Origin of the sequence: Bacillus sp. G16 (assembly GCF_021282335.1) — a bacterium.
GTDB classification, from domain to species: Bacteria; Bacillota; Bacilli; order Bacillales; family Bacillaceae; genus Bacillus; species Bacillus inaquosorum.
On record NZ_JAJSOZ010000005.1, the window covers coordinates 145,429 to 164,231 of the forward strand.

Below are 18,803 nucleotides of genomic sequence, written 5' to 3' on the forward strand. Positions count from 1 at the left end.
AATTTTCTTTCGGAAGGAGAAATACATATTACTTTAAAATGAAAGCGTTTTCTGTAGCAGGAAGGTGATGTTGATGATACACAGTGTGACGAATGGGCTGAATCGTTTTTGTACGTGGGTGATGAGATTAGCCTATTTGAATGTGCTTTGGATTTTGTTTTCCCTTGCAGGTCTGGTTGTATTTGGGCTGATGCCCGCTACTGCAGCGATGTTTTCAGTGGCGAGAGAATGGGCGAAGGGGAACACGGATGCCCCGGTCTTTTCAGTCTTTTTTCGGGCGTTTAAAAAGGAGTGGCGGGCAGCGCAAATCCTCGGGCTTATTGTTGTGACAGCCGGCCTGTTTCTGTTTGCGGATATGCGGATTGCGGCTCAAATGAATCAGCCTGTGCTTGTCAATGTGTTCTTGAGCATCAGCCTGATTTTCGCATTTGTTGTGCTGTATGTGTTCCCGGTGTTTTCTCATTTTGATGTGAAAATCAGAGAGGTGCTGAGCATCAGCTTTTTGATTGCCTTCAGCCGTCCGGCGGTGACGCTCATGATGGCAGCGGGCGCTGTCGGTGTGTTGTTTCTCGTGCTGTTTCATGTCACATTTTTGCTGTTTTTCAGCGGGAGTTTACTTAGCCTGATTATAACGAAGCTATCCTTTAAAGCGTTTCGGTCAATGGATCAGCGGCAGGAGAAAGAAAAGGCGGCATGAAAAAAAAAGTTGCTGGCTGGTACAGGCGGATGAAGATTAAGGATAAGCTGTTTGTGTTCCTTTCACTGATTATGGCCGTGTCCTTTCTGTTTGTATACAGCGGGGTGCAATACGCCTTTCATGTGTATGATGAGCAGATTTACCGCAAGTCGTCGGAGGTGCTGCGGATGTCTTCTGAAAGGATCGAAGACGAGCTGAAGAAGATAGAGGATGTGTCATATGAAATCATTACGGACGAACAGATTCAGCGCATCCTGAGCATGCAAAATCGTGATGATACGTACGATCAGTATCAAATGAAGCAGGAGCTGTGGGATCAGCTGGCGGAATATGCCAGCGATGAAAAGTACATCGATTCCATTCATTTGATCGATGCCCGCGGCTCAGAGTATTCAGCCGGAAGCAGTTCTTCAGATCTTTTGGAGCAGCAGCAGGAAGAGGTGTTTAAACGAGCCAAAGCGAAAAATGGCAGAAATCTTTGGATGACGCTCGGCGGTTCAGATCCTGTCCTGATTTCAACGCGGCAAATCAGATCTTATCACCAGCTGAGTTTGAATGGCTTGGGTATGGTGCTGATCCAAGTCAATGTGAAACAGATGATTCGTGATTTGCCGAAGGATTGGGGCGATTCGGTTGGAGACATGATGATCGCCGACCAAAGCGGGAATTTGGTGTATTCGGCACATGGTTCGGTGCTTGCGCCTGAGGCGGCAAAAGAGACGCTAAAGCACCCCGGTTATGACTTGATAAAAAAGAATGGCAAACGTTATTTTATTTCTTTTCTTCAATCATCCTATCAAAATTGGAGCTACTATAATGTCATCCCCTTTGATCAGATGTTCGCAAAAATTTCCTTTATGAAAACGGTGATCGGCACGTGTTTTCTTCTGTTTTTCTGTGTGGTTTTGCTTTTCGGACGGAAAATCGCCAACAGCATTACGGAGCCGATCGAGCAGCTTGTGTCCGCGATGAAATCGGTGCAGCACGGCGGTCTTGAAGCGGGTGTATCTCTATCTCTGCCGGAACATACACAGGATGAGGCCGGCATGCTGAACCGCCATTTTACGGTTATGATGAAACGGATTAATGAGCTTATGGAAGAAAATGTGGAGAAGCAGCTTATCATTAAAGAAACCGAATTGAAAGCACTGCAAGCCCAGATTAACCCCCATTTTTTATATAACACGCTCGAGTCCATCAATTGGCTGGCAAAGGCGAATCAGCAAAAGCAAATCTCAAAAATGGTGGAATCGCTCGGTTTTCTTCTGCGTAACAGTATACATATGAAGAAAGATACAGTGACCATTCAGGATGAGGCGGACATCGTTCTTCATTATATGACCATTCAGCGGTTTCGATTTGAAGAGCGCCTGAACTTCACTTTGGATATCGACGAAGAAGTGAAGCATTGCCTCATTCCAAAACTGACGCTCCAGCCGCTGGCGGAAAATGCGATACAATACGCGCTTGAGCCCTTCACAAGGCCGTGCGCCATCCGCCTTCAGGCAAAAAAGACGAAGAATTGTGTCTGTATTACGGTCGAAGATAACGGCCCTGGCATGGATGAGCGGATCCTCGAAACATCGGGCGGAAGAGGAATCGGACTCTGGAATATCCGTGAACGCATTCGACTGACATTCGGAGAGCCGTACGGATTGCACATTCAAAGTGAGCAAGGAAAGGGAACGAGGATTGTGATCACAATACCGTGCCGAAATGAGGTGGCGTGATGTATAAGATATTACTAGCTGATGATGAGAGGATTATTCTTGACGGAATGGCAGGAATCATTGAGTGGGAGGCGCTTGGTGCTTCATTGATCGGCAAAGCGCTGAACGGGAATGAGGCGTATGACAAGATCTTACATAAGCAGCCGCATATCGTTATTACAGATATCAAAATGCCCGGCATGGACGGGCTTGAGCTGATCAAAAAGGTGTCAGCCGTGAGTCCGTCTGTTCAATTTATCGTCCTGTCCGGGTTTGGAGAGTTTGAGTATGCGAAGGAAGCCATGAAATACGGTGTAAAGCATTATTTGCTGAAGCCCTGCAATGAACAGCAAATTATCAGCTCGCTGGAGGAAATCATTGCTGAGCTGAAGCAGCATGAGGTGCGGAAAAAGAAAACCGCCCACCTGAAACATGAGCTCGATCATATCCGTTCCTTTGCTGCCGATCAATACTTGGAGGGTTTGATCGCCGGCGTAGCCCAGCTGTCTCCGCCGCCTTCACTTGCCGAAAAAAAGGTTCGCCTCCTGATTTTAAAAGGGGAACAATCTGTTGATGATGCCGCGGCCAAAGAGGCATTCGGTTCTGCGCTGACAGCGGTTTGCAACAGCGGAGAGTGGACCGTGCTCGCCGTAGCGGAGAACGCCGCTGACAAGGCGGCGGACGTTTTCGCGAACCGCCAGATGGCCATCAGCCAGGCGGGAGAACTCCGGAACGCGGGGCAGCTGTTTCGTGACACAGCCGAAGCGTCTGGAGACCTGCACGGGAGCGCAGTGATTTCGAAAATGATCAGGCTTGTTGCCGACGAGCTCGGAAATCCGAATCTCTCCTTGAAGTGGGCGGCGAAGGATATGCTGTTTATGAATCCTGATTATCTCGGGAAATTATTTAAGCAGGAAACAGGTGAGAAATTTTCCCAATACGTAACGCGAGTGCGTCTTGAGCATGCGATGAAGCAGATGAAATTAAGGCGGGACGTGAGTGTTTCAGAGATCGCGGAAGAAATCGGGTTTGGCGATAATCCAAAGTATTTCAGTCTCGTCTTTAAAAAATATACCGGTCTGACACCGTCAGAATTCAGAAGAAAACAGGGAGGCGCTTCCGCAGGATAGCCATCTCTGTTTTTTTTACTTTCGTCACTGTTTTTTGAGTGTTTCGCCCCATCTGAACGCTTTAAAATAAAATGTAAGCACTTACATTAAAGGGGGGATTGGTTTGAAGAAGATTTGTTTCGTGCTGTTATCGCTTGTATGTGTCTTTTTTTTCAGCGGATGTTCTGCGGGCGAAGAGGCATCGGGGAAAAAAGAAGACATTACGCTCAGAATCGCATGGTGGGGCGGGCAGCCAAGGCATGATTATACAACGAAGGTGATTGAACTATATGAGAAAAAGAATCCGCACGTCCATATTGATGCGGAATTTGCGAACTGGGATGACTACTGGAAAAAGCTTGCGCCGATGTCTGCCGCCGGCCAGCTTCCCGATGTCATTCAAATGGATACCGCTTATTTGGCACAATACGGCAAGAAGAACCAGCTGGAAGATTTAACGCCGTATACAAAGGATGGAACGATTGATGTCAGTTCAATCGAGGAGAATATGCTGTCGGGCGGAAAAATTGACAATAAGCTCTATGGATTTACGCTAGGCGTCAACGTGCTGTCTGTAATTGCGAATGATGATTTGCTGAAAAAAGCCGGTGTGTCCATCAATCAGGAAAACTGGAAGTGGGAGGATTACGAGAAGCTGGCGTATGATCTTCAGGAAAAAGCCGGCGTCTACGGCTCTAACGGAATGCATCCGCCTGATATTTTCTTCCCTTATTATTTGCGCACGAAGGGTGAGCGTTTTTATAAAGAAGACGGCACAGGGCTCGCGTATCAGGATGATCAGCTGTTCGTCGATTATTTTGAACGGCAGCTGAGGCTGGTGAAAGCGAAAACATCCCCAACACCTGATGAAAGCGCACAGATTAAAGGGATGGAGGACGACTTTATCGTCAAAGGCAAATCAGCGATTACGTGGAACTACTCCAATCAATATTTGGGATTTGCCCGGCTGACAGACTCGCCGCTGTCTCTTTATCTGCCGCCGGAGCAAGTGAAGGAAAAGGCGCTGACGCTGAAGCCGAGTATGCTGTTTTCGATTCCGAAAAGCTCTGAGCATAAAAAAGAGGCAGCAAAGTTTATCGACTTCTTCGTCAACAATAAAGAGGCAAACATGCTGATCAAAGGCGAGCGGGGTGTACCGGTATCCGACAAGGTAGCGGATGCGATTAAACCGAAGCTGAATGAGAAAGAAGCCAACATCGTGGAATATGTAGAAACAGCATCAAAAAACATCAGCAAAGCCGATCCGCCGGAGCCTGTGGGAAGCGCGGAGGTCATCAAGCTGCTGAAGGATACGTCTGATCAGATTCTGTATCAGAAGATATCGCCGGAAAAAGCCGCCAAAACGTTCCGGAAGCAGGCCAATGAGATATTAGAGAGAAATAATTGACGGGAAATGGGGCTGACGCAATGAAAAAAAGCCGGGGCATGAGAAGAGACAATCTGGCGGGATATGCTTTTATTTCTCCGTTCATTATCGGGTTCCTTTGTTTTACGGTGATTCCGATGGGGGCGTCCCTGTTTCTGTCCTTCACAAGCTATGACTTGTTTACGGCGCCGAAGTGGATCGGGCTCGACAACTACAAGGAAATGTTTACGGGTGACGAAAAGTATTGGCAGTCGCTGAAGGTGACGTTTACGTATGTGCTTGCCGGGGTTCCGCTCCGCCTCGGCTTCGCGCTTTTTATCGCTGTCATTTTAAACAATGCATCAAAAGGAACGGCCATGTACAGAACGCTTTTTTATCTGCCTTCCATCATCGGCGGGAGCGTGGCCGTGGCGATTATGTGGCGCAATATTTTTGGCAATGACGGGGTCATCAATGCACTGCTGTTTTTTGTCGGGATTGATCAAAAAATTCTTTGGTATCAGGACCCGACAAGTGCGCTGTGGACATTGATTCTGCTGTCTGTCTGGCAGTTCGGGTCATCAATGCTGATTTTTCTGGCCGGGCTGAAAAACATCCCGTCTTCGTATTTGGAAGCAGCCAGCGTGGACGGGGCAAATCGGGTGCAGCGTTTCTTTAAGATCACGCTTCCGATTCTTACGCCGATTATTTTCTTCAATCTGGTGATGCAGACGATTTCTGCTTTTATGACGTTTACACCTGCCTATATCATCTCAAAGGGCGAGGGCGGGCCGCTTGACGGGACACTTTTGTATTCGCTCTATTTGTTCCAGCGGGCGTTTAACTATTTTCAAATGGGCTACGCATCGGCGATGGCGTGGGTCATGCTTCTCATTGTCGGGCTGATTACGCTGATTTTGTTTAAAACATCGTCATATTGGGTTCATTACGAGTCAAAGGAGGAATGATGGATGGAGCCGGTCAACCAGCCTGACAGAGAAGCCCCGGTTTTTGAGAGAAAAAAAGCCGGGCGTATCAGGCCTAAACGCATACTGTTCCATGTTTTTACGGCATTGCTGGCGGTGTTATTGCTGTACCCGGTCATTTGGCTGTTTGTCAGCTCGTTTAAGGAAAGCTCCAGTATTTTTACAACCTCTCATTCTCTCATTCCAGATCCTTTTATTCTCGGTAACTATGCTGAAGGATGGAAGGGGATTGCGGGGCAGCCGTTTCTGACCTTTATTAAAAACTCGGCGATCATTGTCGGGCTGTCCACAATCGGCGCCGTCCTGTCATCGGCTGTCATTGCGTACGGATTTGCGCGCATCCCGTTTAAGGGAAAAGCGTTTTGGTTCGCTTGCATGATGGGGACGTTAATGCTGCCGCATGAAGTGCTGATGATTCCGCAGTATATTTTGTTTGCGAAATTAGACTGGCTGAATTCCTTTAAACCGATTGTCGTTCCGCAATTTTTCGGGCATGCGTTTTTTATCTTTCTGATGATCCAGTTTATTCGGACGATTCCCGAGGAGCTGGATGAAGCCGCGCGAATCGACGGCTGCGGGCGCTTTGCCTGCTTTTGGAGGATCATTCTGCCGCTGATTGCCCCGGCGCTTGCCACGTCAGCGATTTTCTCCTTCTATTGGAAGTGGGAGGAGTTGATTCAGCCGCTCCTGTATCTGAATAAGCCGGAGCTTTATCCTGTTTCACTTGCGCTGAAGCTTTTCCTCGATACGGAATCGGCTTCGAACTGGGGTGCGATGTTTGCGATGTCGGCTGTCTCGTTATTGCCTGTGATTCTCGTATTCTTTTTGTTTCAGAAATATATCGTTCAGGGGATCAGTACGACCGGATTAAAATAAAAAGGAGTGTTGCAGATGGCACAGCTTATCTTTGATGAAGAAAAGGTGACGTCCGTCATTGACCGGATCGTGAAACGGACATTTCAGATGGATTTTGCGTGGGATTGGCCGGGCGGCGTCGCGTTTTACGGCGTGGCGGAAGCTTATGAAGCAACGGAAAACGAGGAATATATCAATCTGTTAAAAACGTGGGTGGATGAACAGCTGGAGGATGGGCTGCCGCCGCTTTCGATCAACGGGGTATCTATTGGACATACGCTTTTATTTCTCCACAAAGTGACGGGGGATCACGTGTATTTGGAAACGGCCGGCGAGATGGCGGAATATGTGCTGCATAAAGCGCCGCGCTTCGGCGAGGGCATCCTTCAGCATACGGTTAATTCGGCTGAATATGTGTTTCCTGAGCAGGCATGGGCGGATACGCTGATGATGGCCGGGCTGTTTATGCTGAGAATCGGGCGGGTGATGGAGCGCGAGGATTATTTTGAAGACGGTCTGCGCCAGTTTCACGGACATGAAGACGTGCTTCAAGACCCCGTTACGAATTTGTACTACCACGCCTGGGACAACAAAGCGCAAAATCATCTGTCAGGGATTTATTGGGGCAGGGCGAATGGCTGGGCAGCACTCACGATGGCGAAGGCGCTCCCGCTCATTGAGGTGACGCATCCCTCCTTTATGATCATCGACGGATCGCTCAGAGACCAGCTGAGCGCACTTGTCCGGCTTCAGGATGAATCAGGGTTGTGGCATACCATTTTGGATGATCCGGATTCGTATCTCGAGGTGTCGGCATCGGCGGGCATTGCCTCTGCTCTGCTGTCGAGCGGAAAGCTCTATACAAAATACGTGCAGAAATCGCTTTCCGCCATTTTGGATGCGGTGGAAGAGGACGGCCGGGTCAGCAAGGTATCGGCCGGAACAGCCGTCATGAATAATGCCGAGGGATACAAACAGGTGCCTTACAAACGAATACAAGGATGGGGACAGGGACTTGCGCTGACTTTTCTTGCTGATGTTTTGAGAACGAAAAAACGCGTGTATCAGTAAAGACGGCGGCGGGGGGAAAGGGATGAAAAAACAGCCTCAACAGAAGGAACGGGTTTCACGCTGGAAGGGAACGTATTTCAAAAGAAACTTTGTCTTCATTTTGCTGATTGCCTGTATTCCCGGATTGCTGACTGGCGGCGCTATCTACTTTCTTTCGATCGACAAGGTAGAGAAAGAGCTGCAGAAATCGCATGAAACACAGGTGGCGCGTGAAGTCAGCCGGATGGATGAGAAGCTTGGAGTGCTCGAGCTGACTCTCACCCAGATGGCATACGATTCTTCGCTGATGAACGGATTGGCCGAGAGGGATTTGGAGAAAGACTTTACGTTCTCCTATCAATTAACGAAAAAACTGTTTCTTTTACGGGACCAGCAGCCGCTGATCGAGCAGGCTTCCATCTTTCTGAACAGCCCCCGGCCTCTTGTGCTGAGCCCCGAATACAGCGCTTTGACAGAACAGGAGGCACTTCGCAAGTATCGCCCGCTGCTTGCCTCAGACAACAGTATTTATTGGAACCGGTCGGGAAATCAGGCGATGCTGATCCAGCTCATTCCGGGCGCGGCGGAGAAACCGTTCGGCGCGATCATGCTGGCGGTTGATCCGAAAGAAATGGAGTCGATCCTGCAAAGCTTGTCCCCTTATCCTGATGGCAGTGCGCTGCTTCTGGATCAAAATCGGAAGGTTCTATTTCATGAGGGAGAAAAAGATTTTCAAAAGACTTTAATTGAAGAGGTACAAAAACAGCCGGACGAGAAAGGCCATTTTCAGATGGAATGGGACGGCACGGTGTATTCCGTCTCCTTTGGGGAAATGAACCGAATGCATCAGAAGTGGACCTTTGTGTCAGCGGCGCCTCTTTCAGCCATTACAGCGCCGATGGTGTTTTTATCAAAAGTGATCATCGTGATGCTTGTCATTTGCATTATCTTAGCGGTGTGCATGACGTGGTATGCATCAAAAAAAATTTATCGTCCCATTCAGCAGTTGCTTGGCTTGTTTACCGGCGGAGAGAAGAAAACATGGCAGGCGTCCGGGCAGGATGAATTCAAGTGGATTGAAAAGAGATGGCATGATCTATCCCTTGAAAGCCGGAAGCTTCAAGAGCAGCTCCTGCGGCAGACACCCCACATGAAAAAGAGTTTTTTGCAGCACCTCTTGCAGGGCGATTTTTACTATGACAACGAGGAAAGCCTCAGATCGCGGATGGAGGAGGCAGGATGGAGCATCGGAGAAAACGTGTTTCATGTGCTTGATCTTCAGGTGACAGGCCTCCGCTCTGAAAAAAGCATCTTCCGTGAAGGGGATGAACAGCTCGCTGTATTTACCCTGACCAATCTGGCCGAGGAGCTTGCGGCAAAACGCTGTTTTCATCCCTCCATACTTGATATCGGCCGGCTTTCCGTCACCGTGCTTGTGATAAAAACAAACAGCTCTGATCTGAAGGCGTATGTAACGGAGCTGGCATGCCAATTTGGTGGTGTCACCGGATTAAGCCTGACCGGAACGATGAGCAGGAAGGCGGAGCGTGTCACAGAGATCCCTGCTTTATTTCAAGATGTGAAAAGCGGCAAATCCCGCAGGCAGTTTGCCAACCGGCATCAGGTGATTGATTTGCAGGCAGACTTTCCTCAGGATGAGCAATCCGCCCCTTATTATCCTTTTGAACTGGAAAAACAAATTGTTCAGGCTATCCGGCTGGAAAGAAAACAGGAGGCCGAGGAACTGATTCGTGTATGCATGGAGGAACTGGCGGAAAAGGCGGCTATAGACAGGAATGTGCACTCCGCCCTGATTCAGCTGTTTTCCCGTATTCAGGAGGATATTTTGCATTCCGGGCTCAATCCGAGTGAACTGCTTCAGCATCGGGATCTGCTTCTTGACATTTCAGAACTGCGCGAACCCGGTGAAGCGGCGGCCTGGCTGATGGATGCTGTCGTAACGCCTTATCTTTCCAAGCTTGAGGGCAGAAAAAACAGACAGCAAAAGCAGCTGGCGGAACGTGTCATAGCCATGATTCACGAACAGTATATGGCGGATATTTCGCTGGAAAGCTGTGCCGATGCGCTCGGCATGAATTCATATACGTTAAGCAAGGCATTTAAGCAAGTAATCGGCATTAATTTTATTGATTATGTAACCCAAATCAGAATCGAAAAGGCGAAAGAACTGCTGGTGAATACGAATAAAAAAATTCATGACGTGTCAGAAGCAGTCGGCTACCGCCACAATTACTTCAATCGGATTTTTAAAAAACAGGTCGGCATGCCGCCTGGTGTCTTCAGGCAAATGTATCAGGAAACGCCGTGAAAGGAGAGAACATGTGATGGAGAAACCGATTCAAGTGTTTTTAGCGGGGGATTCCACCGTAAGTGACTGCCCGCCTCATGAAGCGCCGATGGCGGGGTGGGGGCAGGTATTCGGGCAATTGTTTTCTGAAGATGTGAAGGTGCACAATCACGCCAAAGGAGGAGCGAGCACCAATTCTTTTGTGGAGGAAGGAAGGCTTCAGTCGATTGCTGAGCGCATCACGCAAGGCGATTATTTGTTTATTCAATTCGGCCACAATGACCAGAAACCGCGCGGGACGAAGCCGTACTCCACGTTTCAGCAATTTCTCACCCTGTTTGTAGATACGGCACGCGAAAAGGGAGCGCATCCTGTGTTTATCACATCAGTGCAGCGCCGACGCTTCGATGAAAACGGGCGGATTGAGCATACGCTCGGCGAGTACCCTGATGCGATGAAAGCACTGGCGAAGGAGCTTGATGTGACCGTGATTGATCTGCTGGCAAAAACAAAGGAGCTCTATGAAGCATACGGACCGGAGGAGTCGAAGCGATTGTTCGTTTGGTTTCAGCCGAATGAACATCCGAATTATCCGGACGGCATTGAGGACAATACGCATTTTTCGGAAGAAGGGGCAATGGAGGTTGCGAAGCTTGTGGCAGAAGGCATTGAAGAGCTCGGCCTTCCGCTGAAGGACCATCTTGTGAGCCGGGAGGGAAAAGAATATGTATAAGGAAGGCGCGTGCCTGTACCGCAATCCGCTCCGGTCAGCAAGCGATGTGAAGGACTGGCGGATGGAGGGAGGCGGACAGATCTCATTTGACGATCACCGCTTGCACCTGTCGCATGTTCAAGACGAAGCACATTTTGTCTTTTGGTGCCCCGAAACCTTTCCAGACGGCGTTATTGTGACGTGGGACTTCTCTCCAATTGAGCAGCCGGGACTGTGTATGCTGTTTTTTTCTGCTGCGGGGATTGGAGGCGAGGATTTGTTTGATCCGAGTCTCAAGAAAAGAACGGGAAAATACCCCGAATATCATTCGGGGGACATCAACGCGCTCCATCTGTCGTATTTCCGCAGAAAATACGCGGAGGAAAGAGCATTCCGCACTTGCAATTTAAGAAAAAGCCGCGGTTTCCACCTCGCCGCGATGGGAGCCGATCCGCTGCCTTCTCCAGACGACGCTGATTCTCCGTATCATATGAAGCTCATCAAAGACAAAGGTTATGTGCACTTTTCAATCAATGATCTACCCATTCTTGAGTGGATGGACGACGGCAGTACGTATGGGCCTGTGTTAACGAAAGGGAAAATCGGATTCCGGCAGATGGCGCCCATGAAAGCGGCTTATCAAGATTTTGCTGTGCATCAAGCGGTGAGAAGATGAAGACGACGGTAACGGATGCGCTCTATGCGGGCTGCGAAGCGGTGGTGAAAATTGCGTGGCTCAACGGGCTGTGGCTGTTGTTTACGCTTTTGGGCGGTGTTCTTTTCGGCTGGGCGCCGAGCACAGCCGCGATGTGTGCCGTCATACGGAAATGGCTAATGGGGCAAAAGGATGTCACGGTGTTTCCGTTATTCCTCGCTACCTACAAAAAAGAGTTTCTCAAGGTCAATGCGATTGGATTGGCGTTTGTTGCTCTTTTGCTCATATTGTCCGCGAATTATCATTATTTTTCAGCCAGTACGGATTGGCTGTCCTTTACTGTGACGAGCTGCACGCTGCTTGTGGGTCTTTTGTATATCATCGCATTGATGTATGTGTTTCCCCTTTATGTGCACTACCAGCTCCCGCTTCGCAAATATATTCCTCAAGCGCTGCTGTTTGGCGCCATGCGGCCGCTGACGACCGGCTGTATGCTGATCGGGTGCGGATTTGTCCTTTATTTGCTGTATACGCTCCCAGGCCTGATTCCATTTTACGGCCCATGTTTATTTGGGCTTGTGTCGATGTTTTTTGCTTTCAGAGGGTTTCAAAAGACAGAGGCCCAGCACCGCCAAGCCGGGTAACAAAAAAATGACAATCGCGCAAAAAAGTACAGTGTCTGAAAAAGGCAGATGCAAAAAAGTGAAATTGAAGACAGCTCCCGCAGCGCATAAAATCCAAATTAAGTAAGCGCTTACAGATAAATGAGAAGGAGCTGTCTGATGATTACACGAAGGAAACGCATATTTACCGCTGTTACGTTGCTGGTCTTGTTGGTGATGGGAGCCTCTGTATGTCCTATGAAAGCTGAAGGGGCAGCGCGGCAGATGGAAGCGCTGAACCGGGGGCTTGTGGCGGTCAAGACGGACGGCGGCATTTTTGTCAGCTGGCGGTTTCTTGGCACTGAAAACGCATCGGTTTCGTTCAATGTGTACAGAGACGGGCAAAAGCTGAATGCTGCGCCTGTCAAAACCACGAACTATGTGGATAAAAACGGATCGACGGGCTCTGCGTATACGGTTCGGGCTATCGTAAACGGAACCGAACAGGCGGCTTCTGAAAAAGCCTCCGTATGGGCGCAGCCGTATCATTCTGTCCGGCTGGATAAACCGGCTGGCGGTACGACGCCAAAGGGTGAAGCTTACACCTACAGCGCCAATGACGCAAGTGTTGGCGATGTGGATGGAGACGGGCAATACGAGCTGATCCTGAAATGGGACCCGTCTAATTCAAAGGACAATTCACAGGATGGCTATACGGGTGACGTTCTGATTGACGCGTATAAACTGGACGGAACGAAATTATGGCGGATCAATCTCGGCAAAAACATCAGAGCGGGAGCGCACTACACCCAGTTTATGGTGTATGACCTTGATGGTGACGGAAAAGCGGAAGTGGCGATGAAAACGGCAGACGGGACAAAAGACGGCACGGGCAAAGTGATTGGAAATGCCAATGCTGATTACAGAAATGAACAGGGGCGTGTGCTTTCAGGCCCTGAATATCTCACTGTGTTTCAAGGTGCAACCGGGAAAGAGCTTGTCACCGCAAACTTTGAACCGGCGCGCGGCAATGTGTCGGATTGGGGAGACAGCTACGGCAACCGTGTTGATCGTTTTCTCGCCGGCATTGCCTACCTCGACGGACAGCGGCCGAGCTTGATCATGACTAGAGGGTATTATGCCAAAACCATGCTTGTCGCCTATAACTTCAGAGACGGAAAGCTGTCAAAGCTTTGGACGCTTGATTCTTCGAAGTCGGGAAATGAAGCGTTTGCCGGACAGGGGAATCACAACCTGAGCATCGCGGATGTTGACGGAGACGGTAAAGATGAGATCATTTTTGGCTCAATGGCTGTTGATCATGATGGCAAAGGCATGTACTCGACTGGCTTAGGCCACGGGGATGCCCTCCATACCGGGGATCTTGATCCGAGCCGGCCTGGTCTTGAGGTGTTTCAGGTGCATGAGGACAAAAACGCAAAATACGGCTTATCCTTCCGTGATGCGGCAACCGGAAAAATCCTTTGGGGCGTTTATGCCGACAAGGATGTAGGCCGGGGGATGGCTGCTGATATTGACCCGCGTTACCCGGGACAGGAAGTATGGGCAAACGGTTCTCTTTACTCAGCGAAAGGAGTCAAAATCGGAAGCAGCGTTCCATCCTCGACCAACTTCGGCATCTGGTGGGACGGCGACTTGCTGCGGGAACAGCTGGACAGCAACCGAATCGATAAGTGGGATTATCAAAACGCCGTATCGAAAAATGTGCTGACTGCGTCAGGCGCAGCCGCCAACAACGGCACAAAAGCAACACCGGCACTTCAGGCTGATCTGCTCGGTGACTGGCGTGAGGAAGTTGTGTGGCGAACGGAGGACAGCAGTGCGCTCCGCATTTACACCACGACCATTCCGACTGAGCACAGGCTGTACACGCTGATGCACGATTCTGTGTACCGGCTTGGCATCGCCTGGCAAAATGTCGCGTATAATCAGCCGCCGCACACAAGCTTCTTTTTAGGGGACGGCATGGCGGAACAGCCAAAACCGAATATGTATACGCCTTAACAGAAAGGGGGGGAGGAACGGGCTGCTTGCAGCCCGTTCCCATCAAATGAAACCAAAAAAGAGGCAGATGGAATACTTGACCAGAGGTCTAATTGCGGTCAAGACAGAGCAGGGCGTGTTTGTCAGCTGGCGTTTTCTCGGAACGGATCATGAGACGACGGCTTTTCACCTTTATCGGGACGGAAAGCGGATCACCCGCGAGCCGATCGCGGACAGCACCAATTTTCTTGATCAAAACGGGACGGCGGACTCTGTTTATCAGGTGGCGGCCGTCAATAAAGGACGGGAAGAAAAGCTTTCCAAAGAAGCTCCCGTCTGGCGGGAAAATGTCCTAGAGGTTCCGCTTAACAAACCGGAAGGCGGTGTGACGCCGGATGGAAAGCAGTACACCTACAGCGCCAATGATGCCAGTGTCGGGGATGTGGACGGGGATGGAGAATATGAAATCATCCTGAAGTGGGACCCGTCCAATTCCAAAGATAACGCCCATGACGGATATACCGGTGAGGTTCTCATAGATGCCTATAAACTGGACGGCACCTTTTTGTGGCGCATCAACCTCGGCAGAAACATCAGGGCGGGTGCGCATTATACCCAGTTTATGGTTTATGACCTGGACGGTGACGGAAAAGCAGAAATCGCCATGAAAACAGCCGACGGCACAACAGACGGGAAAGGACACATCATAGGCGATGAGCATGCCGATTTTAGAAATGAACAGGGCAGAATCCTGTCCGGTCCGGAATATTTGACGGTGTTTAAAGGAGAAACCGGTGAAGCGCTCACGACCGTGGAATATGAACCGCCCCGCGGCAAGCTGGAGGACTGGGGAGACCGCTACGGAAACCGCATGGACCGTTTTCTCGCCGGAATCGCTTATTTGGATGGGGAACGGCCGAGCCTCGTGATGGCGCGCGGCTACTATACGAGAGCGGTGCTCGTGGCATACGATTTCAGAAACGGGGGGCTTAAAAAGCGCTGGCTATTTGATTCCAATCAGCCGGGTAATGAAGCGTACGCAGGGCAGGGCAACCACAGCTTGAGCGTGGCGGATGTTGACGGCGACGGGAAGGATGAAATCATTTACGGCGCCATGGCGGTCGATCATGACGGTACCGGCCTGTACACAACGGGACTCGGGCACGGAGATGCGATGCATGTAGGGGATCTGGATCCGTCCCGAAAAGGGCTTGAAGTGTTTCAGGTGCATGAGGATGCCACAAAGCCGTACGGACTGTCACTGCGAGATGCCGGAACCGGCGAGATATTATGGGGCGTCCATGCCGGGACAGATGTCGGCAGAGGCATGGCGGCTCATATCGATCCAAACTACAAAGGGTCGCTTGTCTGGGGAATTGATCCGCCGGGCAATGACGGAATGTCATACGGCCTTTTTACGAGCAAAGGAGAAAAAATCAACGACAAAGCGCCTGCCTCAGCCAATTTCGCCATCTGGTGGGACGGCGACTTGGTCAGGGAGCTGCTCGATCATGACTGGGACGGAACAATCGGCAGGCCAAAGATTGAAAAGTGGGATGCCGAAAATCGCTGTCTAAAGACGATTTTTCAGCCGGACGGCGTGCTGTCCAACAACGGCACGAAAGGAAACCCTGTTCTTCAGGCCAATCTGTTCGGAGACTGGCGGGAAGAAGTGATATGGAGAACGGAAGACAGCAGTGCACTCCGCATTTATACAACGACACATCTCACCCGCTACCGCTTTTACACGCTGATGCACGATCCGGTTTACAGGCTTGGCATTGCCTGGCAGAACACCGCCTACAACCAGCCGCCGCACACGAGCTTTTATCTCGGAACGGGGATGAAAAAACCGCCGAAGCCCGCTCTGTACATCGGGCGGCAAAGCGGAGGCGCCGCTATAGGAGGGACGTATGGTATACAAAGCAAAAGCTGATCGCTTTGTAAGGATGGCTTATCAAAGGGCAGGACGAACAATGTTCAGGCGTTGCACTCACCGGTTTTTCAAGGGAAGGGCTACCATGATCGAAGCCATATGAAATGAAAAAAACGAGGGGGAATGAGTAATGGCAAATAACATTTATCTTGCCGGAGATTCGACTGTTCAAACGTATGGAGACAGCACAAATCAAGGGGGCTGGGGACAGTTTCTCGGCTCACATCTGTCGGAGTATATTCAAGTGATTAACAGGGCGATCGGGGGAAGAAGCTCGAAAACATTTGTGGAAGAGGGCAGGCTTCAGGCGATTCTTGATGTGATCGAGCCGGATGACTGGCTGTTTGTGCAGATGGGTCATAATGACGCGTCGAAAAATAAGCCGGAGCGCTACACCGAGCCTTATACCACCTATAAACAATATTTAAAGCAGTATATCGCAGGCGCAAGGGAAAAAGGCGCCCATCCGCTTCTCATTACCCCCGTAGCCCGCTTTCATTATGAAAACGGCGTGTTTTTGAACGACTTTCCTGATTATTGCATTGCCATGAAGCAAACGGCTGATGAGGAGAATGTCCAGCTCATTGATCTGATGGGGAAAAGCCTCGCTTTCTTTACCGAAAAGGGAGAGGAAAAAGTGTATACCTATTTTATGGTTTCAGAAGGAATTAACGATTACACGCACTTTACAAAAAAGGGCGCAAATGAAATGGCGAAACTTGTGGCAAAAGGCATAAAGGAGCTCGGCCTGCCATTGACAGAATCGATCATCAAAGAAGGGTGAAAAATGTGAGGAGAAAACTATATCACGGCGCCTGCTATTATCCGGAATTATGGGATGAAGAGACGATTCAGCAGGACATTGACATGATGCGTGAAGCTGGCACCAATGTGGTGCGGATCGGCGAATTTGCCTGGTCCGTCATGGAGCCGGAGGAAGGAAAAATTGACGTTGGTTTTTTCAAAGAGATCATCACCCGGCTGTATGAAAACGGCATCGAAACGATCATGTGCACGCCGACGCCAACACCGCCGATTTGGCTGTCGCACGGCAGTCCGGAGCGCATGCATGTAAACGAAAAAAGAGAGGTCATGGGGCATGGATCCCGTCAGCATGCTTGTACGAACAACCCGTATTTCCGAAAAAAAGCCGCCATCATCACCACAAGCATCGCCAAGGAGCTTGGCCAGCTCCCGGGACTAATCGGCTGGCAGCTCGACAATGAGTTTAAATGCCATGTTGCTGAATGCATGTGTGAGACGTGCTTGCACTTGTGGCATGACTGGCTCAGAAACCGCTATGGCGTGATTGAGCGGTTAAACGAGGCATGGGGAACCGATGTGTGGAGCGAAACCTACCAGACATTTGAGCAGGTGCCGCAGCCGGGGCCAGCCCCGTTTCTGCATCACGCCTCACTAAGCACAATGTATCAGCTGTTTTCGATGGAGATGATCGCTTTATTTGCCGATGAACAGGCCAAAATCATCCGCTGCTATTCGGATGCGCCGATCACGCATAACGGCTCTGTCATGTTCAGTGTGGACAATGAGCGGATGTTTCGGAATCTCGATTTTGCCTCCTATGATACGTACGCTTCTCAGGAAAACGCCTCTGCCTTCTTATTGAACTGTGATTTATGGAGAAATTTGAAACAAGGTCGCCCGTTTTGGATATTGGAAACGAGTCCGTCATATGCTGCCTCGCTCGAAAGCTCCGCTTTCCCGCACGCCGACGGGTATTTGCAGGCTGAAGCTGTATCTTCCTACGCTTTAGGAAGCGAGGGCTTTTGCTATTGGCTGTGGCGCCAGCAGCGTTCAGGCAGTGAGATTTCACACGGTTCTGTTCTGAGTGCCTGGGGCGAGCCCACCGTCGGCTACCGAAATGTGCTGGCGGTCGAGCGGGCAAGAAAGGAAATCGAACCGGTCATTCTATCGACTGAACCCGTTCAAGCCGAGGCGGCGATGACTTACTCCGACAGAGCAAAAGCATTTTTCAAAACTGAACCTCACCGGGGACTCCAGCACCGTTCGCTAGTGACGCACTTTTATGAACGCATTCTTAACACGGGGATTCACCGCGACCTCATTCCGGAAGGCGTTCCGCTGGACGGCTACCGCCTGCTGTTTACGCCATTTGTGCCGTATCTGTCTGCTGAATTTATCAAAAAAGCTTTGGCATTCGCTGAAGCGGGCGGCATCTGGATCGCCGGGCCGCTGACAGGAGGACGCACAAGCGAACATACCATTCATACCGATTGCGGGCTTGGAGAACTTGAGAAAACAGCCGGGATCAAAACGCTGTTTACCTTTCCAATGAACGAGAATGTAAATACAGGAAAAGCGTTTGGCATCACAGCGCCGCTCGGGCTGTGGAGCGCGGTGTTTGATACAGAGAGCGGAAACACCCTCGGCACGGTTGAATCAGGACCGGGAGCAGGCCATGCTTTTCTGACAGAACAGAAGCACGGCAAAGGGAAAATCGTCATGCTCGGCTCGCTTCCATCCGGGAAAGAAGGGGATGCAATGCTGGAAGCGCTCGTCAGGCATTACGCGGCTGAAGCAGCCATTTCTGTCCGGTCGGATGTTACACCCGGCACGATCGTTGCCCCGCGCAAAGGCGATAACGGCCTTGTGTGGATCATCATCAATATGGATGGAAAAGGCGGAAGCGTGACACTGCCGGAAGCGGGAACGGATCTGTTGACAAACCGTTCGGCGAAAGCGGGAAGGCTGGCGGTCGGACCGCATGAATACCGTGTGATTCAGTTTGACAAATCGTAGCTGATTCTTTGCATCGAATCAGCTTTTTTCTAT

14 protein-coding genes and 1 pseudogene are annotated in these 18,803 nt (G+C 50.2%); all 15 read left to right on the forward strand.

From position 1 onward, the window contains the following. The first annotated feature begins 67 nt into the window (after positions 1–67). The 15 genes and pseudogenes from LWH95_RS07840 to LWH95_RS07910 all read left to right on the forward strand — a co-directional run bounded on the left by LWH95_RS07840 (position 68) and on the right by LWH95_RS07910 (position 18,770). Positions 68–697 carry a YesL family protein gene (locus LWH95_RS07840; protein WP_119913527.1) on the forward strand — a complete coding sequence of 210 codons (630 nt, stop codon included), beginning with the start codon at positions 68–70 and terminating at the stop codon, positions 695–697. Further along, complete coding sequence (locus tag LWH95_RS07845) at positions 694–2,427, forward strand: cache domain-containing sensor histidine kinase (RefSeq protein ID WP_232919277.1); 1,734 nt, start codon at positions 694–696, stop codon at positions 2,425–2,427. Before LWH95_RS07840 ends, LWH95_RS07845 begins: the two co-directional genes overlap by 4 nt. Continuing rightward, positions 2,427–3,536, forward strand: coding sequence for a response regulator transcription factor (locus LWH95_RS07850; protein WP_133488902.1), 1,110 nt, complete (start codon positions 2,427–2,429; stop codon positions 3,534–3,536). Before LWH95_RS07845 ends, LWH95_RS07850 begins: the two co-directional genes overlap by 1 nt. Before the next feature lie 103 nt (positions 3,537–3,639). Beyond that, positions 3,640–4,923 carry an ABC transporter substrate-binding protein gene (locus tag LWH95_RS07855; RefSeq protein ID WP_232919278.1) on the forward strand — a complete coding sequence of 428 codons (1,284 nt, stop codon included), beginning with the start codon at positions 3,640–3,642 and terminating at the stop codon, positions 4,921–4,923. Continuing rightward, positions 4,920–5,849 carry a carbohydrate ABC transporter permease gene (locus tag LWH95_RS07860; protein WP_133488906.1) on the forward strand — a complete coding sequence of 310 codons (930 nt, stop codon included), beginning with the start codon at positions 4,920–4,922 and terminating at the stop codon, positions 5,847–5,849. Before LWH95_RS07855 ends, LWH95_RS07860 begins: the two co-directional genes overlap by 4 nt. 3 nt (positions 5,850–5,852) lie before the next feature. Beyond that, positions 5,853–6,743, forward strand: a complete 891-nt coding sequence (locus LWH95_RS07865; protein WP_232919279.1) for a carbohydrate ABC transporter permease — start codon at positions 5,853–5,855, stop codon at positions 6,741–6,743. A 15-nt stretch (positions 6,744–6,758) separates the two neighbouring features. Next, positions 6,759–7,793 carry a rhamnogalacturonyl hydrolase YesR gene (gene yesR / locus LWH95_RS07870; protein WP_148983167.1) on the forward strand — a complete coding sequence of 345 codons (1,035 nt, stop codon included), beginning with the start codon at positions 6,759–6,761 and terminating at the stop codon, positions 7,791–7,793. 22 nt (positions 7,794–7,815) lie between these two features. Continuing rightward, positions 7,816–10,101, forward strand: coding sequence for a helix-turn-helix domain-containing protein (locus LWH95_RS07875; protein ID WP_232919280.1), 2,286 nt, complete (start codon positions 7,816–7,818; stop codon positions 10,099–10,101). 13 nt (positions 10,102–10,114) lie between these two features. Continuing rightward, complete coding sequence (gene rhgT / locus LWH95_RS07880) at positions 10,115–10,813, forward strand: rhamnogalacturonan acetylesterase (protein ID WP_232919281.1); 699 nt, start codon at positions 10,115–10,117, stop codon at positions 10,811–10,813. After that, positions 10,806–11,468 (forward strand): YesU family protein, encoded by a 663-nt coding sequence (locus tag LWH95_RS07885; RefSeq protein ID WP_225516122.1) that lies wholly within the window; start codon positions 10,806–10,808, stop codon positions 11,466–11,468. Before rhgT ends, LWH95_RS07885 begins: the two co-directional genes overlap by 8 nt. Further along, positions 11,465–12,091, forward strand: a complete 627-nt coding sequence (locus tag LWH95_RS07890; protein ID WP_232919282.1) for a YesL family protein — start codon at positions 11,465–11,467, stop codon at positions 12,089–12,091. The genes LWH95_RS07885 and LWH95_RS07890 overlap by 4 nt, the downstream gene beginning before the upstream one ends. Positions 12,092–12,229: 138 nt before the next feature. Then, positions 12,230–14,074, forward strand: a complete 1,845-nt coding sequence (gene rhgW / locus LWH95_RS07895) for a rhamnogalacturonan lyase (RefSeq protein ID WP_442860841.1) — start codon at positions 12,230–12,232, stop codon at positions 14,072–14,074. A 46-nt stretch (positions 14,075–14,120) separates the two neighbouring features. Further along, positions 14,121–15,957, forward strand: a pseudogene (rhgX, locus tag LWH95_RS07900) (rhamnogalacturonan exolyase). Between the two features lie 162 nt (positions 15,958–16,119). Further along, positions 16,120–16,773: a rhamnogalacturonan acetylesterase gene (locus LWH95_RS07905; RefSeq protein WP_232919284.1), complete on the forward strand. Its 654-nt coding sequence runs from the start codon at positions 16,120–16,122 to the stop codon at positions 16,771–16,773. Positions 16,774–16,778: 5 nt separating this feature from the next. Beyond that, positions 16,779–18,770 (forward strand): beta-galactosidase, encoded by a 1,992-nt coding sequence (locus LWH95_RS07910; RefSeq protein WP_232919285.1) that lies wholly within the window; start codon positions 16,779–16,781, stop codon positions 18,768–18,770. Positions 18,771–18,803 lie beyond the last annotated feature (33 nt).